Source organism: Pseudomonas sp. PA-5-4B (assembly GCF_021606215.1).
GTDB classification, from domain to species: domain Bacteria; phylum Pseudomonadota; class Gammaproteobacteria; order Pseudomonadales; family Pseudomonadaceae; genus Aquipseudomonas; species Aquipseudomonas edaphica.
Window position 1 is genome coordinate 1 of sequence record NZ_WKDB01000075.1, and the last position, 21,563, is coordinate 21,563.

Annotated in this window: 27 protein-coding genes; 3 read left to right on the plus strand and 24 right to left on the minus strand. The window is 62.9% G+C overall.

Translation table 11 applies throughout. The features are described 5' to 3' along the window. Positions 1-147: 147 nt before the first annotated feature. The gene (locus tag GIW28_RS26030) at positions 148-348 is read right to left on the minus strand and encodes a DUF6021 family protein (RefSeq protein ID WP_017137593.1); all 201 of its coding nucleotides are present in this window, start codon (positions 346-348) and stop codon (positions 148-150) included. Between the two features lie 15 nt (positions 349-363). Continuing rightward, on the minus strand, positions 364-543 hold the full coding sequence (locus GIW28_RS26035; RefSeq protein WP_099550507.1) for a hypothetical protein: 180 nt from the start codon (positions 541-543) through the stop codon (positions 364-366). Between the two features lie 117 nt (positions 544-660). Here GIW28_RS26035 and GIW28_RS26040 point away from each other — a divergent pair, with 117 nt between their 5' ends. After that, positions 661-1,182 carry a DUF3087 domain-containing protein gene (locus GIW28_RS26040; protein ID WP_099550508.1) on the plus strand — a complete coding sequence of 174 codons (522 nt, stop codon included), beginning with the start codon at positions 661-663 and terminating at the stop codon, positions 1,180-1,182. On the opposite strand, the gene GIW28_RS26045 is transcribed toward GIW28_RS26040, so the two are convergent. From GIW28_RS26045 to GIW28_RS26080, 8 genes are all read right to left on the minus strand, one after another. Further along, a complete protein-coding gene (locus GIW28_RS26045) occupies positions 1,183-2,310 on the minus strand; it encodes an MFS transporter (protein ID WP_017137590.1) in 1,128 nt (375 codons plus the stop codon). A 66-nt stretch (positions 2,311-2,376) separates the two neighbouring features. Beyond that, positions 2,377-3,741 carry an MFS transporter gene (locus tag GIW28_RS26050; RefSeq protein WP_099550509.1) on the minus strand — a complete coding sequence of 455 codons (1,365 nt, stop codon included), beginning with the start codon at positions 3,739-3,741 and terminating at the stop codon, positions 2,377-2,379. Positions 3,742-3,983: 242 nt separating this feature from the next. Then, the gene (locus tag GIW28_RS26055; RefSeq protein ID WP_176991514.1) at positions 3,984-4,769 is read right to left on the minus strand and encodes an HvfC/BufC N-terminal domain-containing protein; all 786 of its coding nucleotides are present in this window, start codon (positions 4,767-4,769) and stop codon (positions 3,984-3,986) included. Then, positions 4,766-5,590 carry an MNIO family bufferin maturase gene (gene bufB / locus GIW28_RS26060; RefSeq protein WP_169988249.1) on the minus strand — a complete coding sequence of 275 codons (825 nt, stop codon included), beginning with the start codon at positions 5,588-5,590 and terminating at the stop codon, positions 4,766-4,768. Before bufB ends, GIW28_RS26055 begins: the two co-directional genes overlap by 4 nt. A gap of 113 nt (positions 5,591-5,703) precedes the next feature. Further along, complete coding sequence (gene bufA2, locus GIW28_RS26065) at positions 5,704-5,976, minus strand: BufA2 family periplasmic bufferin-type metallophore (RefSeq protein ID WP_017137586.1); 273 nt, start codon at positions 5,974-5,976, stop codon at positions 5,704-5,706. Positions 5,977-6,015: 39 nt separating this feature from the next. Then, a complete protein-coding gene (locus tag GIW28_RS26070; RefSeq protein WP_017137585.1) occupies positions 6,016-6,777 on the minus strand; it encodes an alpha/beta fold hydrolase in 762 nt (253 codons plus the stop codon). Between the two features lie 21 nt (positions 6,778-6,798). After that, positions 6,799-7,203, minus strand: coding sequence for a DoxX family protein (locus GIW28_RS26075; protein ID WP_017137584.1), 405 nt, complete (start codon positions 7,201-7,203; stop codon positions 6,799-6,801). Next, entirely contained in the window at positions 7,200-7,472 is a 273-nt protein-coding gene (locus tag GIW28_RS26080) for a BufA1 family periplasmic bufferin-type metallophore (protein WP_017137583.1), read from the minus strand. Before GIW28_RS26080 ends, GIW28_RS26075 begins: the two co-directional genes overlap by 4 nt. 577 nt (positions 7,473-8,049) lie before the next feature. Between GIW28_RS26080 and GIW28_RS26085 the strand changes: the two genes are divergently transcribed. After that, entirely contained in the window at positions 8,050-10,866 is a 2,817-nt protein-coding gene (locus tag GIW28_RS26085) for an ATP-binding protein (protein WP_050547744.1), read from the plus strand. Positions 10,867-10,917: 51 nt separating this feature from the next. Here GIW28_RS26085 and GIW28_RS26090 read toward each other — a convergent pair whose 3' ends face one another. The 13 genes from GIW28_RS26090 to GIW28_RS26150 all read right to left on the minus strand — a co-directional run bounded on the left by GIW28_RS26090 (position 10,918) and on the right by GIW28_RS26150 (position 19,897). Next, the gene (locus tag GIW28_RS26090) at positions 10,918-11,964 is read right to left on the minus strand and encodes an EscU/YscU/HrcU family type III secretion system export apparatus switch protein (RefSeq protein WP_017137581.1); all 1,047 of its coding nucleotides are present in this window, start codon (positions 11,962-11,964) and stop codon (positions 10,918-10,920) included. A gap of 3 nt (positions 11,965-11,967) precedes the next feature. After that, the gene (gene sctT / locus GIW28_RS26095) at positions 11,968-12,780 is read right to left on the minus strand and encodes a type III secretion system export apparatus subunit SctT (RefSeq protein ID WP_200434296.1); all 813 of its coding nucleotides are present in this window, start codon (positions 12,778-12,780) and stop codon (positions 11,968-11,970) included. A 6-nt stretch (positions 12,781-12,786) separates the two neighbouring features. Next, on the minus strand, positions 12,787-13,056 hold the full coding sequence (locus GIW28_RS26100) for an EscS/YscS/HrcS family type III secretion system export apparatus protein (RefSeq protein WP_016969171.1): 270 nt from the start codon (positions 13,054-13,056) through the stop codon (positions 12,787-12,789). Between the two features lie 10 nt (positions 13,057-13,066). After that, complete coding sequence (sctR, locus tag GIW28_RS26105) at positions 13,067-13,720, minus strand: type III secretion system export apparatus subunit SctR (RefSeq protein WP_017137580.1); 654 nt, start codon at positions 13,718-13,720, stop codon at positions 13,067-13,069. Continuing rightward, a complete protein-coding gene (sctQ, locus tag GIW28_RS26110) occupies positions 13,717-14,718 on the minus strand; it encodes a type III secretion system cytoplasmic ring protein SctQ (RefSeq protein WP_138452833.1) in 1,002 nt (333 codons plus the stop codon). Before sctQ ends, sctR begins: the two co-directional genes overlap by 4 nt. Further along, the gene (locus GIW28_RS26115) at positions 14,715-15,161 is read right to left on the minus strand and encodes a hypothetical protein (protein WP_017137578.1); all 447 of its coding nucleotides are present in this window, start codon (positions 15,159-15,161) and stop codon (positions 14,715-14,717) included. Before GIW28_RS26115 ends, sctQ begins: the two co-directional genes overlap by 4 nt. 175 nt (positions 15,162-15,336) lie before the next feature. Then, positions 15,337-16,659, minus strand: coding sequence for a FliI/YscN family ATPase (locus GIW28_RS26120; RefSeq protein WP_138453891.1), 1,323 nt, complete (start codon positions 16,657-16,659; stop codon positions 15,337-15,339). Then, complete coding sequence (gene sctL, locus GIW28_RS26125) at positions 16,656-17,240, minus strand: type III secretion system stator protein SctL (RefSeq protein WP_236447778.1); 585 nt, start codon at positions 17,238-17,240, stop codon at positions 16,656-16,658. Before sctL ends, GIW28_RS26120 begins: the two co-directional genes overlap by 4 nt. Continuing rightward, positions 17,237-17,851: a type III secretion protein gene (locus tag GIW28_RS26130; RefSeq protein ID WP_099550516.1), complete on the minus strand. Its 615-nt coding sequence runs from the start codon at positions 17,849-17,851 to the stop codon at positions 17,237-17,239. The genes sctL and GIW28_RS26130 overlap by 4 nt, the downstream gene beginning before the upstream one ends. Then, positions 17,848-18,630, minus strand: a complete 783-nt coding sequence (gene sctJ, locus GIW28_RS26135; protein ID WP_017137574.1) for a type III secretion system inner membrane ring lipoprotein SctJ — start codon at positions 18,628-18,630, stop codon at positions 17,848-17,850. The genes GIW28_RS26130 and sctJ overlap by 4 nt, the downstream gene beginning before the upstream one ends. Positions 18,631-18,634: 4 nt before the next feature. After that, positions 18,635-19,069: a hypothetical protein gene (locus GIW28_RS26140; protein WP_099550517.1), complete on the minus strand. Its 435-nt coding sequence runs from the start codon at positions 19,067-19,069 to the stop codon at positions 18,635-18,637. 9 nt (positions 19,070-19,078) lie between these two features. Next, entirely contained in the window at positions 19,079-19,321 is a 243-nt protein-coding gene (locus GIW28_RS26145; protein WP_017137572.1) for a hypothetical protein, read from the minus strand. 12 nt (positions 19,322-19,333) lie between these two features. Then, positions 19,334-19,897 (minus strand): hypothetical protein, encoded by a 564-nt coding sequence (locus GIW28_RS26150; RefSeq protein ID WP_017137571.1) that lies wholly within the window; start codon positions 19,895-19,897, stop codon positions 19,334-19,336. Positions 19,898-19,945: 48 nt separating this feature from the next. On the opposite strand from GIW28_RS26150, the gene GIW28_RS26155 reads away from it, so the two are divergent. Further along, positions 19,946-20,710 (plus strand): tetratricopeptide repeat protein, encoded by a 765-nt coding sequence (locus tag GIW28_RS26155; RefSeq protein WP_017137570.1) that lies wholly within the window; start codon positions 19,946-19,948, stop codon positions 20,708-20,710. Positions 20,711-21,171: 461 nt separating this feature from the next. Here GIW28_RS26155 and GIW28_RS26160 read toward each other — a convergent pair whose 3' ends face one another. Continuing rightward, positions 21,172-21,552, minus strand: coding sequence for a hypothetical protein (locus GIW28_RS26160; RefSeq protein WP_017137569.1), 381 nt, complete (start codon positions 21,550-21,552; stop codon positions 21,172-21,174). Between the last annotated feature and the right edge of the window lie 11 nt (positions 21,553-21,563).

The following is a 21,563-nucleotide window of genomic DNA, read 5'->3' on the forward strand; positions in this document are numbered from 1 at the left end:
GAGGTGCCGAGTGGTGGGGCGAAGACCTTTTGGTTACTTTTGGCTGGGCCGGCATTCCGGGCGTTTGCCAAAAGTGACCCGCTGTAAGAGCGGAACCATAAGCCGCCGTTACCGCAGCAACGGATATGTACACCAAAAGCGCCAACATCACCCAGGCTTCTTAAGATCCCCCAACGGATCATAATCCACCTTTTTCCGCTGCTCCTTGTCCTTATCCAACGGCGCAATCGCCGGCCCAACAGGATCAACCTGCGGGTCCGACACATCAGGCGAATCCGGATCAAACCCCAATTCATTCTCGCCGCTGGCATGCTCGCCCGAACCCGGGCCTTTCGGATGATTACTCACAGTCACCTCCTGAACCTATAGCGGGCGCGCCCTGTCATGCAGGTTTTCCAGGTCTTCCTCAACCCGCTCCACATCATCTTCGTCCTGACGCTCGGCCGGGTCATTAGGCCGCAACGCATCGTTGTCACGCTCCTCCTCTCCCGGCGTACGGTCAGGGTCAGGTGTACCCGGCGGCGGTTGCTTGTACTCAGACATGATGGCTTACCTCAAAAGGGCTACACGGATTTAGAGAAACCACCCCAAGCCATCGTTCAACTTGTTTGCCCAAAGCATGCGAAGATGCCACCCCGCCTTTCTTGAGACCTGACCCGGATGTTCGAGCTCAAACCCTGCGACCCCGCAACCTTCCGCCAACAAACCCGCCGCAGCACGCTGATCATCGCCGTGCTGTTCATGGCCCTGGCCATGCTGCTATCAACCCTGGCGGTGATGCTGTTCGGCGAACCCGGCGGCGATAATTTGCGTTTCAACATCGGCGGCGTATTCGCCGGGGTGCTGATCACCGTCGCCCTGGTGCGCGGCCCATTTTGGACCCAACCATGGCTGGCGCCTGCAGTGTACGGCTGGCAGCTCAAGCGCAACCTGATGCGCGTGACCAATGTGATGCACACCCTCAAGGACCGCGCACAGGCCAACGACCCCACTGCCCTCAAAGTGCTGCGTTTTTACCACTTGGGCCTGACGCAGATGCATGACCTGGACGCCAACTCCAGCGCCCAGGCGCAACTGGTCGGCGAGATGGAAGCGCATAGGGCGAAAATGCAGGCACTGGGCATCGACACCGAACAAACCCGCTTCGACCCCGCCTGGCTGGAAGGCTTCAAAAAACCATAATCAGTTGGAAACCTTCGCGCGCCAGCAGAACACGGCGCTGACGGCAATCGCCGCGCCTGCCAGACCGAACACCCACGGCGCCGACGCCACCGGTAGCAGCAACCCCGCCATCAGCGGCCCAAGGCCAGCGCCGACATCGCGCCACACCGCGTTGGAGGCCAGGGCCGAAACGCGCATCGAACCAGGGTTGCGCTCAGCCACCAAAGTGGTCACCAACGGCAATTGCAAGGCGCGCAACACCAGTACCGCGGCCGCGCCGACGATCACCCAATAACTGCCAAATGCCGTCAGCGCCAAGGCACTCAAGAACGAAAACAACAGCAGCATCGAGGTGGCACCAAAACGCTGCGCCGCACGCCCACCCAGCGGGCTCAGGAGCATCTCCGAGGCATAGCGCAGTGCCATCAGGCCGCCGGCGATCAGTACCGCATCGCCGCCAAGAATCTTCTGCGCCTGGATCGACAGGCCAAAGATAAACAGCCCGTCCAACGCCACGCCTTCGATAAACGACCACACCGCCACGCTGTCCGGCCACTTGAAGCGGCGCCCGGTGCTGTGCAAATCATGCCCAGCGGTCGGCAAACCACGTGCCACCCACACGCCCGCCAGGCAGCAGCCGGCCAGAATCATGAAGATAGGTCGCGGCCCGGCCCACAGGGTCAGCCAGCCCCCCAGCGGCAGCGCCAGCATCGGCCCGAGGGCGATCACCGCCCTGGAGCGCCCTGCCCTGCGCGCCGCGCCCGCAGGCTCAGAGGTAGCCAACACTTGGGTCGACAGGTTCAGCGCGGCAAAACACAGGCCCCAGATCAGCCGCAGCCCCAACAAAGCGGCAAAACCTGACAGCATCGAGTTGCCCAAGGCGCACACCGTGGCGGCACCCGCGGCGATCATGCAGGTCAGCCGGTCGCCATTACGGGCGTAGAAATTCAACACATGGCGGTAGCCGAAAATCCGCACCAGGCGGTTGGCTGCGAGCAACACCCCGGCCTGGGCCAGGGTGATGCCAAAGGCCTGGGATTCCATGGGCAGCAGCAAGTAGAGCAACACATCACTGGGCAGGCATAACGCGAGGGTCAGTGCGGCACGTCGGGAGGTGGTATCAGCAGTGCGTAGAGCCAGGCTGGACATAAATCTGAAACATCCCGAAATATTCAGGCCGCCACGTTAGCGTTGCCGCCGCGTGTTTTACAAGGGCTAAACCTTGTGTTTATACGGCAACAAGCGCAGCCCACTGGCCACACTGCCCACCAGCGCAAACCCACAGCCCAGCCACAGCGCGTATTGCGGGCCGCTGCCCAGGGAGAGGTGAAAGCAGAACGCCACCAACGACGCCCCCAGCGTTTGCCCCAGCAAGCGTGAAATCGCGACGATGCCACTGGCCCCACCGCTGCGGGCCAACGGCGCGCTGGTCATGATCGCCTTGAGGTTGGGTGACTGGAAAAAACCGAAACCGGCTCCGCACAAGGCCATGCGCCAGCCAATATCGAAGGCGCTGGCGCCGCTGCCCAAGGTCGCCAACGCCGCCATGCCCGCGCTGAGCATCAGCAAACCGATGCCGCACAACAGGCCCAGCGACACACGATCCGCCAGCCGCCCCGCCACCAGGGCCATCACCGCCACCACGGCAGGCCACGGCGTCATCAAAAAACCGGTTGCCACCTGGCTGTGCCCCAGCACCGCCTGCAACAGAAACGGCAGCGATACAAAGGCCAGGCCCTGGGCGCTGAACGCACAGATGGCCGTGAGAGAAGACAGCGCAAACACCGGGCGCTTGAACAAGTCCACGGCCAGCATCGGCGCCGGGTGACCGGCTTCACGGCGCAACAGCAATGCGCCGCACACCATCGCCAGCGCAATCAAACCGAGGGTCAGTGTGCCTTGGGCGCCATGCACCGCCGTGCCCAGCCCCAGCACCAACAGCGCGAACAGACCAGCACACAACAGCGCCGAAAACCGATCGAACGCGTGACCGGTCAACGGCAGTGTCGGCAATGACCGCAGGCCCAGCCCCAGGGCCAGCAGCCCCAGCGGCACGTTGATCAGGTACAGCCAATGCCAGCTCGCCACCGACAGAATCGCCGACGCGGCGGTCGGCCCCAGCGTGAAGGCCAACCCCACCACCAGCGAGTTATAGCCCAGGCCGCGCCCGAGCATTTTTGACGGGTAGATATGCCGCAACAACGCCGTGTTGACACTCATCACCGCCGCCGCCCCGAGCCCTTGGGCCACCCGCGCGGCAGTCAGGGTGAGCAAAGAACCGGCCAACCCGCAAAACAGCGACGAGACAATAAACAGCAGCAAGCCGCCGAGGTACACGCGCCGGTGGCCGAGCACATCACTGAGCGACGCGAACGGCAGCACCGTGGCGATAATCGCCAACTGGTAGGCGTTCACCACCCAGATCACCGAGGCCGAATCAGTGCCGATACCTTGTGCCAGCGTCGGCAGCGCCGTATTGACAATGGCGGTGTCCAGGGTTGCCATGCCAATGCCCAAAGACAAGGCGATCACCGCCGGCAAGCGTTTATTGGAAGGCAGCCCATCGGCAACAGAAGACATGAACAATCCGCACAGGTGACAAAGGCCCTTAGATTAAGGGTTGCGCGAATTTTTTTCAGTGGCCGATTACCTGGCTGTCCGAATTTTCATGTTTGGATGGCTAAGACTATCCAGACCTTCGCTGCGAACGGGGCTGTAGTGGAGAACTGGCTTGTTGTGGCGAGCGGGCTTGCCCCGCGTTGGGCTGCGAAGCGGCCCCAAAACCTGGCTGACCAGGTCCGTCAGGAATACCCGAGGTGGCTTCACTGGGAGTGCTTCGCACTCCAACGCGGGGCAAGCCCGCTCGCCACAGGGTCAACGATCAACTCACTGCCTAACCACCCGGCCAGGTATTCACCGGCCTGGGCCACTCCCGCCTCTTCACCCAGGCGCGCCACCAGAAACTCGCACAGCCCGGCAAAGCTGCCGTCGGCCTGCAGGTGCAACACGGCCTCAAGCTCCAACGCACTGACCTGACGTAAACGTGAGGTGTACTGACGCCGCCACACTAACAATCCACCTGCCTGTTCCAGCATCATTGCCTGCGGCGCAAGCGCGTCTTGCCACAGTGCCGACCAGATAGCCTCAGCATTGGTAGTCAGCCCATGGCAGCGCAACGACGGCGTCAGGCGCAAAACGGCGCTGTCCCAATCCAGCTCGGCCAGGGCTTGCAACGGCAAGGGCGTCGCATCGGCGGCGACAAACGCCTCATTCAGCGCCGACTCGATCCAGGCCAGTTCATGCACATCCGGGTTATTCGGCAATACGGTCTTCAAGGTCGCGTAAAACCCTTCGGGATACGCATCCAGGGTCCAGGCATGCGGGGGTTGCTGGTCGATATGGGTAATGCTGGCCGCCAGAAACGCCTCCTCTCCCAGCCAACGTCGCACAATCGGAAACGCCTGTTCCAGGCAACCCACCAGCTGCGCGCGATAGTTGTTCTGGTACACCGCCAGGCCTGCGTGCCGGTCGCCCAACAGTCGGGCCGAATCATCCGACGCACTCACCAGCCACGTGTGAAATGCCTGCTGCCACTGCGCCAGGTTCATTGCGCCAGCCCCAAAGCCCGCGCCATTGACAGCTCCTCAAGCAATTCGGCCAGCGGCGGGATGGCATCATCGCGCTCAATCATCGTGGCCACCGGCCCGAGCAACCCGACAGCCTTGGCATACAACGCCCAAACCCCGCTGCACACCGGGCTGTCGTGGCTGTCGATCAACAGCTCACGGCCCTGGCTATGGCCGGCCAAGTGAATCTGGCGCACGCGCTCAGCGGGAATGCCTTCGAGAAAGGCCAGGGCATCAAAGCCATGATTGCTGGCACTGACAAACACATTATTGATGTCCAGTAACAACTCGCACCCCGTGCGCTCGGCCATGGCGGCGATAAATGCGCATTCGCTCATGCTGGCACCGTCAAACGCCAGGTAGCTGGACGGGTTTTCCACCAGCAGCGTGCGGCCCAACACCTCCTGGGCCTGGTGGATATTGGCGCAAACGCGGTCCAGAGCCTCGTCCGTATAGGGCACCGGCAACAAATCGTGGGCATTGAACCCCCCGCTGCGCGACCAACTCAGGTGGTCGGAGACAAACAGCGGCTCCACCTCATCCACCAGCGCTTTGAGACGCCGCAGGTACTCCGGGTCCAGCCCTTCGGCCGTGCCGATCGACATCGACACCCCGTGCAGCGCCACCGGGTAACGCTCGCGAATCTGGCGCAGGATGTGCCGTGGTTGCCCACCTGCGACCATAAAATTCTCAGAAATCACTTCGACAAAATCCACGGGCACCAAGGTTTCCAGGAAGTCGCAGTAATGCTCCTTGCGCAGCCCCAGGCCATAGCCGGAAAAGCGCGGGTTAAATGTCGGCATCATCGGTACTCCAGCAAAAACTGTGGCGAGGGAGCTTGCTCCCGCTCGGCTGCGCAGCAGTCGCCCGTTTCTGGAGGCGTTGCACAAGCAAGCTTGCTCGCCACAGGAAGGCGTTATTTCGGCTCAGTCAACGTGCCACCGGCCTTGAGGCATTCAGACGGCGTCTTGACGATCACGCCCTCGCCCTTGCAGCTGTTAAGGCCCTTGCAGTCGTGCTTGGCGGTGGCGCACAGGCTTTCGCCCTTGCAACTGTTGACGCCGTAGCAGCGGCCGGGCTTTTCCTGCTGGTCGGCGGCGCTGGCGGCACTGGCGAATGACGCCGACGCCATGGCAATCAGGGCGGCGGCAGCGGCGAGGCTCAGACGGGATTTAAGTGCTGTGTTCATGGTTATTTCCTTTTGAGGTCTTGTGTGGGGAGAGAGGGATTATTTGATAACGGAAGCCGCGTCTTCGATGACCTTCGCCACAGCCTCAGGCTGGGAGATGTACACCAAGTGGCTAGCCTTGATTTCGGTGACCTTGGAACCCGCGCGCTGGTACATCCAGCGTTGCAGCGCGGGGCTCAGCGCACGGTCTTCGGTGGACACCACGGCATACGTCGGCTTTTTGTGCCACGCCGCCGCCCACACGGTGCCGCCGAACAAGGCGGTGGTAGCCGGCACTTGGGAGGCGGCCATGAAGTCGGTGCGGTTGGGGGTCAGGTCGGCGGCAAAATCGGCGTTGTATTTGCTGCGATCAAAGAACAGGTGGCCGTCGCGGCTCTGCTTGATGTCATCGCTGGGCGCCGGCATCGAGCCGATCAACTGGGCCATGTTCTCGCCCACTTCCGGCTGCAGCGCCGAGACGTAGACCATCGACTTGACCTTGTCGCGGTCGCCGGCAATCGAGATCACCGCGCCACCGGAACTGTGGCCCACCAACACCACGGGGCCGACTTGTTGCTCCAGCACTTCACGTGCCTCGGCCACATCCGCCGCGAGGTTTTCGTGGCCCTGGTGCACCACGGTGACCTTGTAGCCCTTGTGAATCAGGATGTCGTGCACCACACGCCAGCCGGAACCGTCGACAAACGAGCCGGGCACGATCACCACACTTTTGCCGGTGCCGGGCTGCGGTGTATCGGCCGCCTGGGCCAGCACGGGGACAGTCAGGGCCATGGCCATGGCCAAAGAAGAAAGCATGCGCATCGGGTATCTCCATCAGGGTTGTTAAGGTTTGCCGAACAGCCGGCGATCCAGCGACCACGCCCCGCCGCCATAGGCCAGCAGCGGCAGCAACAGGCCCGCCCAGGTCAGGTGCGTCGGCCAGGCCTCGGGGTATACGAACACCTCGATCACCAGGGTCATGCCCAGCAGCGCGGCGGCCGCCGGGCGCGTCAACAGGCCCACTAGCAGCAACAGCGGAAACAGGTGTTCGGCGTAGGTCGCCAGGTGCGCGGCCCAGTCCGACGGGATCAGCGGCAAGGCGTATTCCGAACGGAACAAGGTGTAGGTCGACGGTTTGAGGCTCATAAATCCGCTGACCTTGGTGCGTCCCGACAGGAAGAACACCGCTGCGATGCCCAGCCGGGCCACCAGCAACAGCAGCGCTTGGGGCAACAGGCGCTGGATCACGGCTGTTCCGTCAGGCTGCCGAAGCCTTTGGGCGTCTTGATCTGGGTGCAGGTGCCCTTGTCGACCAATACCCAGGCGTTGCCCTGGTAATCGGCGGTGGCGGTACCGGCGCACGAGGTGCCTTTACCGGCAGCGCAGTCGTTGGCACCGGCGAGGGCGACGCCGAAGCATTTTTCCTGGGGCTTGGCGTCGTCGGCATGGGCCATCGCCGCAAAGGCGCTGAGGGACAGGGCGAAAGTGGCCGCAAGGGCCGCGTAGGGTCGCTTCATCGGTGGATCTCCTGGCTTGACTGAGTGTGGCCAGGGCGCGTGTGGCGGTGGGTGACCGCCTGCGCCAGCTGGTGAACAGAGTTAAAGCCAGGCGTGTATCCGCTCTGTGTCGCCGACACGCCAGAACGTCATGCCGATGTATCAAGGTGGTGCGGGGATACTTTGTAATACAAAGCCAATAAACCACCGCCAAATCGCCAGCGTTTTAGTCGGCATCCCGAACGACACAATTAGAAATATTCGTGTTTCCGAACGAAGGCATTCGCTGGTCGCCAACGACCCTAAAAATCACCATAAATTTCATATGGTTGTTGTCATCTTTGGTACATGCCAACTGGCATACATTCTGCTTTATCAGGGTTTCTGGTAATAAAATGTTTCAGCTTTGCGACAGTCTCATCCTCCGAGACATGCGCTGTGATACGCCCATAACAACGACTACGCCCCAAAGGAGGGCGGCCTTTCCGACGTTTTGATCGACATCAACTTTCCAAGACTGCTGCTGCACATCTGTACCCCAAAAAGGGCGAATGGCCTGATCGCCAATAACAAGCCCGACTATAAAAAGGACGATTTGATGAGCTCGAGCAAGAACCACGCGGTGTCCTTGATGGACGCCGATCACCCGACCCCGGCAGCCGCCGAGAATGTCCTGGGCTTTGGCCCCTTCCTGTTACTGGCCAGGCAGCACGTGCTGCTGCGTAACGGCGAGCCGGTCAGCCTGGGGAGTCGCGCCCTCTACCTGTTGATCGCCCTGGCGACCCGCGCCGGTGAATTGCTGGAGAAGACCGAGTTGATCGCCTTCGCCTGGCCCAAGGTGGTGGTGGAGGAATGCAACCTGCGTGCACAGATCGTCGCATTGCGCCGGGCACTGGGCGACGATGGCAACTTCAGCTATATCGTCACCGTGCCGGGGCGTGGTTATCGCTTTGTGGCGCCGGTGACCGTGCAAACCGCCGGCGAAGAAAGCCTGCCGGTGCTCTGCGCACGCACCGAGGAGCCCGCGCCGCCAGTGCCGTCCTGCGAGGTCATCGGCCGCGACAGCTTGATTTCAAGCCTTGCCGAGCAGTTGCTCAGCCAGCGCTTCGTCACCCTCACCGGCCCCGGCGGCATCGGCAAGACGACCGTGGCCACCGCCGTGGCGCAGCGGCTGGCGCATGAATCCAAGCTCGACACCTGCTTCGTCGACCTGGCGCCCGCCACCAGCGGGCAATGGGTGGCCGGTATGCTCGCCAGCGCCCTGGGGATCCAGACCGTCAGCACTGAACCGCTGCCGACCATCGCCGCCGCCTTGGCCGAACGCCGTCTGCTGCTGGTACTGGACAACTGCGAACACGTACTGCCGGCCGCCGCCGACGCGGTGGAGACCCTGCTGCGCTGCGCCCCACAATGTTATGTACTGACCACCAGCCGCGAACCACTGCGCGCCGACGGTGAGCGGGTGCATGACTTGGCGCCACTGGAAGTGCCCGACGATGGCACCCGCCTCAACGCCAGCGAGGCAATGGCCTGGTCCGGCGTGCGCCTGTTTGTCGAGCGCGTGCGCGCCCTCGACCCCGACTTTGTGTTCAACGACACCGACGTGGCAGCCGTCTGCGCCATCTGCCGCAAACTCGACAGCAACGCGCTCGCCATCGAAATCGCCGCGGCCCGGGTACGGACCTTTGGCGTCCAGGACCTGGTCGGCCTGCTTGACGGCAGTTTCCGCCTGCAAATGACCGGCCGACGCACCGCCCTCGCCCGCCATCGCACACTCAGTGCCACGCTGGACTGGACCTACTCGATGCTCAGTGGTGACGAGCAGGCCATGTTGCGTCAACTGGCGGTGTTCACTGGCTCCTTCACCCTGGATGCGGTCAAGGCCATGACCGCCAGCAGCAGCCTGGACCCACGCAACGCCCTGCCGTTGCTCGAAAGCCTGATGGACAAATCGCTGCTGATCGCCGGTGAGGCGCAGTTGCTCAAACGCTATCGCCTGCTGGAAACCACCCGCGCCTATGCCCTGGAAAAGCTCGAAGAACACGGCGAAGTCAATGCCACCAGCCGACGCCACGCCCACTATGCCCTCGGCGTATTGCAAGAAGCCGGGCAAACCCTGGACGGCCTGTCGCCAGACACCTGGATCGCCCTCTACGGCCCCGAAAGCAGCACCATTCGCTCGGCTCTGGACTGGGCCTATTCCGCCAGCGGCGAGCTGCCCCTGGCCATCGAACTGACCCTGGGCGGCGTGCCGTTATGGTTGCGCCTGTCGCGGGTCAGTGAATGCCGAACCTGGGTCGACAAGGGCCTGGCCAGCGACGCCGTTGCACCCTTGGCCGTGCGTCAGCGCATGCTGCTGCAAACCGCCCTGGCCAGCGTGCTGATGCTGACCTACGGCACCGGCGCGGAAATGCGCGAAGCCTGGCGCCAAGTCCGCGAAGATGCCCGCGACCTGGGCGATGCCGAACACAAAATGCGCGCCTTGTGGGGCCTGTGGACCGACCGCTGCGGCTGCAACCAATACACTGAAGCCCTGGAACTGGCCGAGCGTTATATCGCCCTCAACAGCGGCGGTAATCAGCAATTGCTCGGCAAACGCATGCGCGCCGTGGCGCTGTTTCATATGGGCGACCTGCTGGGCGCGCGGCAAAACATCGATGAAGCGCTTGGCTCGCCGTCGGCACCGCGCTCGCACATCATCGACGTGCATTTTGACCAACGCATTGCCGCCCGTTGTCTCAAGGCCAAGGTGCAATTGCTCGAAGGCGACGTCGACCCGGCGCTGCGCCTGATCGCCAGCTGCGTCGACGATGCCATCAGCCTCGACCACCCCGCCACCCTCTGGTACACCCTGTGCCTGGGCGCACTGCCGCTGGCGCTGTTGGCGTCCAACCTGCCGCAGGTGCGCTATTACCTGGGCCTGCTGCAAAGCAGCACTACGCTCCAGGACTTGCCGATCTGGCGGCAATTTCGCCTGTGCTTCGAGAACATCCTGCTGATCCGCGAGGGCTCACCGGAAACGGGCGTGCCGCAACTGGGTGAAGCCTTGCAACACCTGCAAAGCCAGGGCGACAGCCAGCTCTACAGCCTGCTGCGCTGTGAATACGCCTTGGGCCTGGCGCGCCTGGGCCTGGAAAAACTGGCTTTGGAGGTGTTGGAAGATACGCTGCAATTGGCGATTGGCCATCATGAACGCTGGTTTGTGCCGCAGATGTTGCGGATCAAGGCGCAACTGATCTTGCGCCAAGGTCACTATGGTTCGGTTGACAAGGCCAAGGTGCTGCTGCGCCAGGCGTGGGTGGATGCGCAGTTGGCGGGGGCGCATTTTTGGCGGGCGCAGATTGCTGCTGACTTGGCGCGGTTGCAGGAACCTAAGTTGCGGATTGCTGCGTTGCCGCGGTTTCAGCATCGGTGATGGGGTGGGTATATATCCGTCATTTGGGTAACGGCTGAGTGGTGTGTTGGGTCAGATCAGGCGGGCGGCGACCAGCCAATCCGCCACGGCCTGGAATGAGGCGTCGGGCACCGGGTCACCGGGTACGGTTCTGCGCGCAATCTCCGCCGCCAAGGCCCGGTCCGGCGCATGCGGGATGCCTAAATCATAAGCCTCCTGCAACATCAGCAACGCCTCCTCCGGCGCCGCCCGGCACACAATCACTGGCACCGGCGTTTCACCGCGCACATACCGCACGCCAATCACCCAGCCATCGGTAGTGCCGATCATCATCGACGCTCGGCCCAACCCCAGTTTGGTCGCCAACGCCTGCATTTCATTGCGCTGGCGCCGGCGCTCGCTCTTGATCAGCGGGTCGCCGTCGATGTCCTTGCGTTCGCGTTTGGTTTCGCTGCGGGTCATTTTCATGTCGCGGCCGAACAGCCAACGCTGCATCAGCACGTCCACCGCGCCCACGGTGATAAAGGCGCACAGCACGGTAAACACCAGCGGCTTGAGCACCAGGAAAAACGTCGATTCCATGCATTCGGCGCCACAGCGCGAAGACTCCATCAGCGCCTGCAGCGCGTGCTTGCCAACCACGTAGAAGGCAATCGCCAACACGTGCACCTTGACCAGGCCTTTGATGAACTCCACCAGGTTACGCAGGGCGAAGATCTTCTTCATGCCCTCCGCCGGGTTGATGCGTTTGAACTCCGGCTTGATCGGGTCCACCGAAAACACAAAGCCGCGCATGGTGATGATATTGGTCAGGATCACCACCCCGGTGGTCACCGCCATCACGGGCAAGGTAATACCGATGATCAACTGCTCGGCATGGTCCAGCACCCGCGGCCACACGCTGGCGAATGGTTCGATATAGATCTGCGCGGTCAGGTCGATCAGCGCCGTCACCTGGGCCATGGCCCGTGGCGCCAGGATCGAGATGCACAGGGTGCAGAACAGAATGACCATGCCCGATACCAGATCCTGGCTCTTGGCAACCTGGCCTTTCTTGCGCGCGTCGCTGAGCTTTTTGTCCGTGGCCGGCTGGGATTTCTCTTCGCTGGTATCGGCCATGGGCTACTCCATGCCCGCCAGGGTTTTAAGCAGCTCGACGGTGCCACGAAACTCGGCCAGTTGGTCGAGCATCAGCGGGATCAAAAAGCCGATATAGATCACCATCAGGATTGAAAAAAACAGGTTTTTCACCGGCAGCGACAAATCGAAAATATGCAGGTTTGGCGCCATCCGCGACAGGTATGCAAGCATCAAGTCGGTGACCAGCAACGCGATCAGCAACGGCGAGACCATCAGCACGCCAACCCGCATGATCTGGTCGAGGATCGACAGTACCGCCAGCAACGCCGAGCTGGCAAATACCGGCGTAAATGCGGTTACCGGCCATAACTGATAGCTGTGGTAATAGCCGTCGACCATCAGGATAAAGCCGCCGGACATAAAGAACAGCGTGATCAGCATCACCGTGAGCAAGGTCGACATCACGCTCGACTCCCCGGTGGACAGCGGGTCCACCAGTTGCGCCATGGTCGAGCCGCGTTGCAGGTCGACCAACTCCCCTGCCACTTCCGCCGCCCAGAACGGAATGCCGAACAGCAAGCCGATCAGGATCCCGATCAGGAACTCCTTGATCAACAAGCCGGCGATAAACACGCTGCCGTGTTCGGGCATGTGGGTCAGCGCATCGAACACCGGAAAGAACATCGGGATGGAAATCGCCACGGCCACACAGCCGCGAATCATGCCGGTGAGGCCCAGGCGGTTGAACGCCGGGGTGATCACCACCACGCCCATGGCTCGACAGGCGGCGAGCGAGGCAGAACTGATCACCGGATAGGCGACTTCCAGGAACTGCGCGGTCAGGCTGGCATCCATGGGCGGTCAGCGCGTCCACATCGGGAAGTTGTCCAGCACCTGGCCACCCAGTTCCGCGACTTGCCCGGCCAATACCGGGCCGAGAAACACGATGGTCAGCAATACCGCCACCAGCTTTACCACCTGCGGCAGGGTCTGGTCCTGGATCTGCGTCAGCGCCTGGAACAGCCCTACGCTCAAACCCACGATAATCGCCACGCCCAGCGCCGGCGCCGAGAGCATCAGCACCGTCATCAGTGCCTGTTTCATCAATGACAGGAACACATCCTGGCCCATGGGTCGTGCCTCAGCCGTAACTCAGAATCAAACCGTGCATCAAGCGCGACCAGCCGCTCAAGGACACGAATAAAAAGATCTTCAGCGGGATCGAAATCAGATTCGGCGAAACCATCGACATGCCCATCGCCATCAGCACGTTGGACACCAGCAAGTCCACCACCAGGAACGGGATATAGAGCAAAAAGCCGATCTCGAAGGCCCGCGTCAGTTCCGAACTGACGAACGCCGGAATCAACACCACCAGGTCATCGTCGCGCAGGTCGGCCCGCGCCTCCGGCGACCAGATGGTCTCGGTGGCCTGCACAAAAAAACCGCGCTCGGACTCGTTCGCAAAGCGCTTCAAATGTGCCTGCAAGGGCGGGCGCAGCGCATCGCCCAGATCCTTGAGCTGCTCCACATGCTCGATATTAAGGTCGCGGCCCTCCACTTGCCGGTACATGTCACCAATCAACGGCGTGGTCACATACACCGAGAGGATCAGCGCGATGCCGTACAGCACCAGGTTCGGCGGGGTCTGCTGCACACCGAGGGCGTTGCGGATCAGGAACAGCACCACCGAGATCTTCATGAAACCGGTGAGTGTCACCACCGCCAACGGGATCAGCCCGATCGTCGCAACGACCAGGATGATCTCGATCAGGTTGGGCTGATAACCGGTCATGGGGTGGCAAAACTCAGCAGACGCACACCCAGGCCGTCACCGATTTTCACCAATTGGCCCTGGCCGACGCGGCGCCCGTTGACCATCAAATCGACGCTGTCCACGCCGGGTGTATTGAACTGCAACAAGCTGCCGGCGCCCAGTTCACGCAGTTGCGCCAGGGTCAATTCCAGGCTGCCGACCTGGCACACCAGTTTGAGCGGCAGATCATCCAGGGCCGCAGCCGCATCAACATCAGTCATCGTGTTCTCCATGTGCAAAAGAGGTGCTTGCAAGGCTTCCTGCAAGCGCAAGACTTCACCCTGGTATTGGCAGCGGGCCTGCAGGCGACCCGCCAGCTCCAGCAGCAAACCCGGGCCGGGTTCGAGCATCAGCACATCGCCGGGGCGCAGGCTGCGCAGCTCACCGAGGCTCAAGTGCTGCTGCCCGGCCAGCAGCGCCAGGCTCTGGCGCAGGTCGGGCAATGGGTCCGGCTCAAGCTGGGCGTGTTGATCCAGCAACTGCGCCAACAACACGGCAGCGCCTTCGCTCAGGTCCAGTTGCGCGTGCGTGGCAGGCTGGTTGGCGAAGGACAATTCCAGCGCCAGGTGCAGCGCATAAGGCTGTTGGTCTTGCGGCGCTTCGAGCAATTGCAGCGGCTGACCCAGCAGCGGTTCGAGACGCTCGATCAGGTCCAGTACCGCCAGTTCCAGCAGCAATGCACGCGGCAGCGCCGGCAGCAGTTGCACGTCAAACTGCAACGCCAGCGGCACCAACACCTGCTCTAAGGCGGCGGCCGACAGCCGCAAACGCACTGGCGCGCGACCAAGCAACAGCAGCACCTCGCGTGCCGCATCAAGCGGCTGCGGTTCAGCGGCCCAGTTCACGCGCAGGTCTTGCCCGGCGCAGCGGCCCCGCCAGACGCGGCGGCGCCGGTGCAGTTGGTTATGCAGCGCCAGCAAGGCCGGGTCGTAGTGCGTCAGCCAAGGCGACAGCGGGTCGGCAAGGGCTGCAATCATGTGCCGGTGCCTTCATCACGCAGTTCACCGACGCGGCGCTCATCGCTTTCACGCCCTTCCAGCAGGCTCTGCCAGGCATCGGACTGACGCTGGCGGCTCAGGCGTTCCTGGCGGAACAGGTCGCGCTCACGCTCCTGGCTTTGCAGGGTGGTGGACACGTGGCTCACGTCGTTTTCCAACTGCTGCTGGTCATCCGACAACCCACGCAAACGGTCCTGAGCCGCCTGCCAACTGGCTACCGACAAGCCCTCGGTGAGCGAGGCGTACACCTGACGGGCTTCCTCGGCAATTGCCTCACGGTGCAGGCGCAGTTGCTCCTTGGCATCGGTCAACACGCCATGGGTCTGCTCGCAGCGTTGCTGCTGGGCGGCCAGCTGGCTGGCAGCACGTTGTTCGCGCAGTACCCGCAAGGTTTGCAGGGTGCGCAGTTGGTCGGTTTTCATGAGGCGTTCTCCTTTCTAATGCCAGCGACTACCGTTTCCGGATCAGCGAAGATCGACTGTGGGAGCTGGCTTGCCTGCGATAGCGGTGTATCAGTCACAACAGGGCTGACTGACCCACCGCTATCGCAGGCAAGCCAGCTCCCACAGGGTTTTGCGTGTATCTCGATTGCGCGGCTCATGCCAACACCTGGCGCATGTGCATCAGGGTCTGTTCCAGGTTGCTGGGCTCGCCCGCGTTCTGGCGCAGGAATGCTTCGATGGCGGCGTGGCGTGCAATGGCTTCGTCCGCCAGCGGGTCGCTGCCGGCGGAGTACTCGCCCACACGGATCAGCATTTCGATTTCGCCGTAGCGCGCCATCAGCTCACGGATTCGCATGGCCAGGCGCTTGTGCTCCTCCCCGGCGACCTGCTCCATCAAGCGGCTGCGACTGCGCAGCACGTCCACCGCCGGGAAGTAATTGCGCTGGGCCAACTCGGCGCTCAGGGCGATATGCCCGTCGAGGATCGAACGCGCTTCCTCGGCCACCGGGTCGCTGGCGGCATCGCCTTCGGTAAGCACGGTGTAAAGCGCGGTAATACTGCCGGTAGGGCCGGGGCCGGCGCGTTCGAGCAGCCGTGGCAACGCCGAGAAGAACGACGGCGGGTAACCGCGACGGGTCGGTGGCTCGCCCACGGCCAGGCCAATTTCGCGCTGGGCGCGGGCAAAACGCGTGAGGCTGTCCATTAGCAGCAATACATTGCGGCCCTGGTCACGGTGGTATTCGGCCAGGGTGGTGGCGACGAACGCGGCACGTACACGCTCGGCCGCCGGGCGATCCGAGGTGGCGACCACCGCCACCGTGCGCGCGCGCGCCTGGGCATCGAGTTGCACGTCGAGCAACTCGCGCACTTCCCTGCCCCGCTCGCCGATCAGGCCGATCACAATCACATCGGCTTCGCTGTTGCGGATGATGCTGGCAAGCAGCGACGATTTGCCCACGCCTGGCTCGCCAAAGATGCCCATGCGTTGGCCCTGGGCCAAGGTCAGCAAGCCGTCGATGGAGCGGATGCCCAAGGCCATGGAGCGCACGATCAGCTGCCGCGAAAACGGTGCCGGAGGCTCGGTGTGCAGCGGATAGCTTTTCAGGGCCAGAGTCGGTGGCAGGCCATCACCGTCGAGAAAATCGCCCATAGGGCTGATCACACGCCCCAACTGCGCATCACCGACCGCCACGCCGAGGGTTTCGCCGGTGGCGGTGATCTGCGTGCGGGTCGACAACCCTTCCATCGAGCCGATGGGCGACAGAATCGCCTCGTCACCATCAAAACCAATGACCTCGGCACTCAAGCTGCGGCTGCTGCCGGGATCGCGCAATTGGCACAGCTCACCAATGCTCGCACCGGCCACGCTGGCGCGCAGCAGCACGCCGCGAATGCTCAGCACGGTGCCGTGCATTGGTCGCGGGCGCGCCTGGGCCAGGCGCTCAGTCAGGCGTGGCAGCAACTGCTCCAGGTTCATGCCACACCTTCTTCGGCAAAGGGCAGCAAGCTGCGGCGCAGGGTTTGCAATTGCGCGTCCAGGCCCAGCTCCACCGAGCCGGCCGGGCTGCTGAGGCGTGCCTGGCCGGCGCCAAGCTGTTCATCGGCGTCCACTGCAAGCGCCAAGCCTTCAAGCTTAAGGCGTTGGCGCAATGCGTCGACCTCGGAGGGTGGCACCCACAGGGTCAGTGCCTGGTCCTGGCGAAACGCGCTCAGGGCTTGGCGGGTGCAGCGCACGACGCGCTCGGCGTTATCCAATTCGCCCAGCACTTCACGCACGATGCCCAACGCCAAATCGGCCAGCGAAGTCTCCAGGCTGCTCAGGTAGTGCTGCACCTGGGCTTGGGTCTGCACCAGCAATTGCGCGACCTGCTCGGCACCGGCCTGCCGGGCGCTTTCAAAGCCCTCGGCGCGGGCGGCGTGCAGCCACTGGTCGCTGTCGGCCTTGATCTGTTCGGCCTGGTCTTTGGCCGCTTGCAGGAAGGCAAAACCGTCGGTCCACAACGCGGCTTCTTCGGCCCGCAAAATACGCGCAGCCGGACGGCTCGGTAGTTCATTCATGGGGCAATCTCCTCGGCCAGCAGGCAAGCAGCGGCGGCCTGGACGATTTCCAGGTCACGCGGCACGCGTGCGCTGTAGCCCTGGGGAAAGTCAAAACGCAAGCGCAGCCAGCCTTGCCAGTCAGCGTGCTGGGCCTGCAGCCAGGCGGCGACACAGCCAAGGCCGTCACGGTCGATGGCTTCGATCAACTCGACCGGTTCACGCAGCAGATCCGCCGCGCCCCCCAGTTGGCGCAGAGCCAGGGCGGCCACAAAGACCTCGGCGCCGAGGCCTTCACGCAGCTCATTGACCACCTCGCGGCGGATCTCACGGCTCAAGGTTGCGCCGTGCCAGATAGCCCCGCATAACCTCGGCAGGCGCGCAAATTGCGCAGGCGACAGCAGCAACACCGGCAGGTCGGCCGCCAACGGCGTGACCAATTGCTCGATCGGCGCCAACTGGTAGTGCTTGACCAGCAACTGCTGCAGGCGCGGGCGAAAACGTGGCTGGGCCTGCATGGCCTGCAACACGTCATCTGGCAGCTCAGCGGCAAAACACGCGCCCAGGCTAGGCCCGCGCACAAACTGCAAAGGCTCGGCGATCAACCCCTGCCAGCGTTCGAATAAACTCATTCACCCTCCTTGAGCACATACAGCGCCTGGGACTGGCGCCGCGCCCACTGCTGGCGTGCCAATACACCGAGGGCGCCAAGCGCAATCAGCAACAACGTGCCGAACATGAAACGCGCCTGAGGCACGTTGTCTTCCAGCATCCACAAGCCCATAAAGCGCGCCAGCCGTGGTTGTGCCGGGTTCTGGCTGATGGCGACAGCTGCCTTGATCGCCGTGACCGAAACGCCTTCGTAGCTCAGGCCGGAAATGCCGTTGGCCACCAGCGTCTTGATCTGCGGGATCAGCGTATTGATGTCGGTACCCGGGTCGTAACGCACCAGTACCGAGGCCGACGAGGGTGAAATCACGCGTTTGAGCAGGTCGTTATCGGGCAGCACCACATGCACGCGCGCAGCGACGATGCCGTCGATCTGCGACACCGAATGCGAGAGCTCCTCGCTCAGCGCATAGATCATCTGCGCGCGCTCCTGCACCGGCGACGACACCAGGCCGTTGCCCTTGAACACTTGGCCCATATTGGAAAAGCTCTGTTGCGGCAGGCCGGCGTTGTCGAGCAGCGTCATGGCTTCGGCGAAACGCTCCTCGTCGACCACCACTTTGAGCTGGCCGTTGTCCTGGGTCTTGCGCTCCGCCGGGATACCACCGCGCAGCAGCACCGCGACCATGGCGTTGGCATCGCGCTCGCTGAGGTTGGTATAGAGGTCGGTGTTGCACGCCTGCAACAGACTGGCCAGCAGGCCGATCAGCAACAGGCGCAGGGCGCGGTTTGGGCTTGGCATGGCGTTATTGACCCTTGAGCAGCGTGTTGGCGGAGCCGGAAATCTGCGTTGCACCGCGCACCACCATCTGGGTTTCGATGGAGTAGTCGAACATCTTGCCCAGGGAATGGACGATCTGGTCGACCTGCTGCTCGCCGACTTTTTTTCCCGACTCAGCCTGGGGAGAAGCACTGGCCGTGCGGATTTCGGCCTGCGCGGGTGGCGGCGCCGAGGGGTTGTTGGTGAGCAAATCCGCACGCTCGGAGAACGCTCGCGAACGGTCGATAAAGCTGTTCATGCGCTCCATCAAGCCCGAACCGATCTGGTGCGGGCTGGCGCCCTCGGGCATGCCCTTGGCGGTGTTGGCCATGTGTTCGAACAGGTTCTGCGAGACCCCGGCGGGCCCCGCACCGGCGGACGGCGGCAAGGCCGTGGCGCCGGCGGCGAGACTGATAGTCATAGGGGCCTCCTACTCGTCGTCGTCATCGGACATGGCGTCGTTCAGCAGTTCTTGCATCTTCGGCATGATGATGAACTGGCCGCCGATGGTGACGGCCTGGGTGATCAACGCATCGTTGAATTTGGCGTCGTCGGCGTCCGAGGTGTCCGCCGGTTTGTCGGCGGCCTTGGCGTTATCCACCGCGGCATTGAACTTGGCTTCAGGGCTGGCGCCACCGGGGGCGAGGTTGCTGTCTACGGCCGTTACGGACATGGTGCTGCTCCTTTACTGGGTTGGGGTTTCGGTACTGACTTGCGCGCCGCGAAACACCCGCACACCCCGCTCGCGGGCCACCGGGGCGGCCACGGCGTTGGGTTGCAGGTGATCGACGTGCTGTTGCACCAGCGCCAGGTACGGCGGTGGCCCGGACACGAACACTTCATCGCCTTCGGGGCCATTGCGCATCGACAGCTGCTGGCCGAACACATCAAGGGTGTTGAGGTAAGCCTGCAATTGGTCGAGGTTCAATGCGCTGGCCTTGAACAGTTTTGTGCCGATCTCATCGTTGGCGTTGAGGTACAGAAGGTTGCCGTCGAAGTACCAGGTCAGGCCGTTGGTGTTGCACAGGGTTTGCAGGAACTCACCGGCGCTGGCGGCGCGAATCGTGCTGCGCGCCTTGCCGCGCACCTTGTCCGAGAGCACCACGGGGATGTCGAGGTTGTGGCCGAACTCTTCCAGTGCGCCGCGCACATCCTGGTCGACCAACACGTAGGCATAGGGTTTGGAAAACCATTCGGGCGCTTCGGCCGCGTGGGCCAAACTGGCGCCGAACAGGCATAGGATGGCCATGAAAAATATGCTTACATGGCCTGCGCCTTCGCCCGACGAGTTGTGACGATGACCAAGAATTTCCTGCTTGCCAGTACCCTGCTGTTGGCTGCCTGCTCCAGCAAACCTGCGACCGATTCCGACAAGTCCCTGCAACTGGCCAACGACCTGAACAAGCGCGGCGATTACGCCAGCGCGGCTGCGCTGTACGAGCGCGCCACCCAGCAACCCGGCGCCGGCATCGACCTGTGGCTCAAGCTCGGCCAGGCCAGGCTCGACGCCAAGGACGCGTCGGGCGCCGAGCGCGCCTTCCAGCAAGCCCTGGGTTTGGACGCCCGCAACGCCGACGCCCTGCTCGGCCTTGGCACCGCGCAGTTGCAACTGGGCAAGACCCAACGCGCCGTCACGGCGCTGGGCCAGGCCGCCGAGATCAACCACCTGCCGGTCGCCTACACACGCCTGGGCATCGCGCAGGTCTTGAACGGCCAGGCCGTCGCCGCACAAACCGCCTTCGCCCAAAGCCTCAGCCTGCAACCCGACAACCTCGACAGCCGCTGCAACCTGGCCCTGGCTTATGCGCTGGGTGGGCAATCGCAACAGGCGCTGGACACCATCGCCCCCGTCACCCAATCGCCCCGGGCCTTGCCACGGCATCAGCGTAATGAACTGTTGGTGATGGTGTTGGCGGGGTATGAGCAAAAGGTTGCCGGGCTGGCGCTGGATGATATTCCGGCGGCTGAGCGGGCACAGTTGGTGACCGAAGCCAAGCGCATCAAAGCGATCAGTGATCCGGTGGCGCAAGCCAAGGAGCTGGGGTTGGTGGACCCGCGCTGATACACGACCAACCCGCTTTTGATCTGGCTTGTGATCTGGCTTTTGATCTGCTTTTGATGTTGATCTGAGTCGCCCCGTTAAACCACGCTGGCCGAACGCAGGCTTTGGAGCGAGGGTAACCCGGCAGGACGCCGGGTTAGCCGCGCTGGGCCAAGGATGGCCCATCGCGGCGGCCCACGCTCCAAAGCCGGAGTGAGGGCACACCGAGCCTAAGCGAGGTGCCGAGTGGTGGGGCGAAGACCTTTTGCTTACTTTTGGGTCTTTCCAAAAGTGAGCCGCTGTAAGAGCGGAACCATAAGTGGCCGTTACTACAACAACGGATATGTACGCCGACTCACCGCTATCGCAGCGGTGCGGCGATCCGACAAGCCAGCTCCCACAGTTAGACCGGGTAGCTTCAGTTGGGTAGTGGTCGACCATGAGGCCGCTTTCGCGAGCAAGCCCGCTCCCACATTGGGGCCTCATTGCTGGCCTCCTGCAGCGCCGGCCTTGGCTTCCTGCTGGTCCTTGCGCCGCTGCAACTGCTCGCGGTCGAACCCTTCGATATACACCTGCGCTGCCCGGCCCACCGGCGCGGCCATTGCTGGCCCGGTCGCGCGGCCCTGGGTCAGGTCCTGCTTGCGCTCGACCATCTGCATCAGGTTCAAATTGTTCGCGCAGCCCAACGGCAAGGTCGGTTTGAAGTCTTCATCCAACCCAATCTCATCCTTGGCCGCCGGTTGCTGGCACTGGCTCGGCACGCCATCGGCGCGGTATTCGGGCGAGTAATACGTCGGCGCCAAATGGGTCTTGCAGCCCACCAACACCAAGGGCAACAGCATCAACACACGCAAAACAGTCATGGCAGGCCCCT

Bases quoted from the DNA above. Each gene is read 5' to 3' on its own strand.
- GIW28_RS26140 (WP_099550517.1), bottom strand. From the start codon at position 19,069: ATGACTATCAGTCTCGCCGCCGGCGCCACGGCCTTGCCGCCGTCCGCC.
- GIW28_RS26130 (WP_099550516.1), bottom strand. From the start codon at position 17,851: ATGAGTTTATTCGAACGCTGGCAGGGGTTGATCGCCGAGCCTTTGCAG.
- sctR (WP_017137580.1), bottom strand. From the start codon at position 13,720: ATGACCGGTTATCAGCCCAACCTGATCGAGATCATCCTGGTCGTTGCG.
- GIW28_RS26090 (WP_017137581.1), bottom strand. From the start codon at position 11,964: ATGGCCGATACCAGCGAAGAGAAATCCCAGCCGGCCACGGACAAAAAG.
- GIW28_RS26040 (WP_099550508.1), top strand. From the start codon at position 661: ATGTTCGAGCTCAAACCCTGCGACCCCGCAACCTTCCGCCAACAAACC.
- GIW28_RS26050 (WP_099550509.1), bottom strand. From the start codon at position 3,741: ATGTCTTCTGTTGCCGATGGGCTGCCTTCCAATAAACGCTTGCCGGCG.
- GIW28_RS26080 (WP_017137583.1), bottom strand. From the start codon at position 7,472: ATGAAGCGACCCTACGCGGCCCTTGCGGCCACTTTCGCCCTGTCCCTC.
- sctL (WP_236447778.1), bottom strand. From the start codon at position 17,240: ATGAATGAACTACCGAGCCGTCCGGCTGCGCGTATTTTGCGGGCCGAA.
- GIW28_RS26045 (WP_017137590.1), bottom strand. From the start codon at position 2,310: ATGTCCAGCCTGGCTCTACGCACTGCTGATACCACCTCCCGACGTGCC.
- GIW28_RS26160 (WP_017137569.1), bottom strand. From the start codon at position 21,552: ATGACTGTTTTGCGTGTGTTGATGCTGTTGCCCTTGGTGTTGGTGGGC.
- GIW28_RS26035 (WP_099550507.1), bottom strand. From the start codon at position 543: ATGTCTGAGTACAAGCAACCGCCGCCGGGTACACCTGACCCTGACCGT.
- GIW28_RS26070 (WP_017137585.1), bottom strand. From the start codon at position 6,777: ATGCGCATGCTTTCTTCTTTGGCCATGGCCATGGCCCTGACTGTCCCC.
- bufB (WP_169988249.1), bottom strand. From the start codon at position 5,590: ATGCCGACATTTAACCCGCGCTTTTCCGGCTATGGCCTGGGGCTGCGC.
- bufA2 (WP_017137586.1), bottom strand. From the start codon at position 5,976: ATGAACACAGCACTTAAATCCCGTCTGAGCCTCGCCGCTGCCGCCGCC.
- sctQ (WP_138452833.1), bottom strand. From the start codon at position 14,718: ATGATTGCAGCCCTTGCCGACCCGCTGTCGCCTTGGCTGACGCACTAC.
- GIW28_RS26055 (WP_176991514.1), bottom strand. From the start codon at position 4,769: ATGAACCTGGCGCAGTGGCAGCAGGCATTTCACACGTGGCTGGTGAGT.
- sctT (WP_200434296.1), bottom strand. From the start codon at position 12,780: ATGGATGCCAGCCTGACCGCGCAGTTCCTGGAAGTCGCCTATCCGGTG.
- sctJ (WP_017137574.1), bottom strand. From the start codon at position 18,630: ATGCCAAGCCCAAACCGCGCCCTGCGCCTGTTGCTGATCGGCCTGCTG.
- GIW28_RS26100 (WP_016969171.1), bottom strand. From the start codon at position 13,056: ATGGGCCAGGATGTGTTCCTGTCATTGATGAAACAGGCACTGATGACG.
- GIW28_RS26085 (WP_050547744.1), top strand. From the start codon at position 8,050: ATGAGCTCGAGCAAGAACCACGCGGTGTCCTTGATGGACGCCGATCAC.
- GIW28_RS26120 (WP_138453891.1), bottom strand. From the start codon at position 16,659: ATGAACCTGGAGCAGTTGCTGCCACGCCTGACTGAGCGCCTGGCCCAG.
- GIW28_RS26150 (WP_017137571.1), bottom strand. From the start codon at position 19,897: ATGGCCATCCTATGCCTGTTCGGCGCCAGTTTGGCCCACGCGGCCGAA.
- GIW28_RS26155 (WP_017137570.1), top strand. From the start codon at position 19,946: ATGACCAAGAATTTCCTGCTTGCCAGTACCCTGCTGTTGGCTGCCTGC.
- GIW28_RS26145 (WP_017137572.1), bottom strand. From the start codon at position 19,321: ATGTCCGTAACGGCCGTAGACAGCAACCTCGCCCCCGGTGGCGCCAGC.
- GIW28_RS26115 (WP_017137578.1), bottom strand. From the start codon at position 15,161: ATGAAAACCGACCAACTGCGCACCCTGCAAACCTTGCGGGTACTGCGC.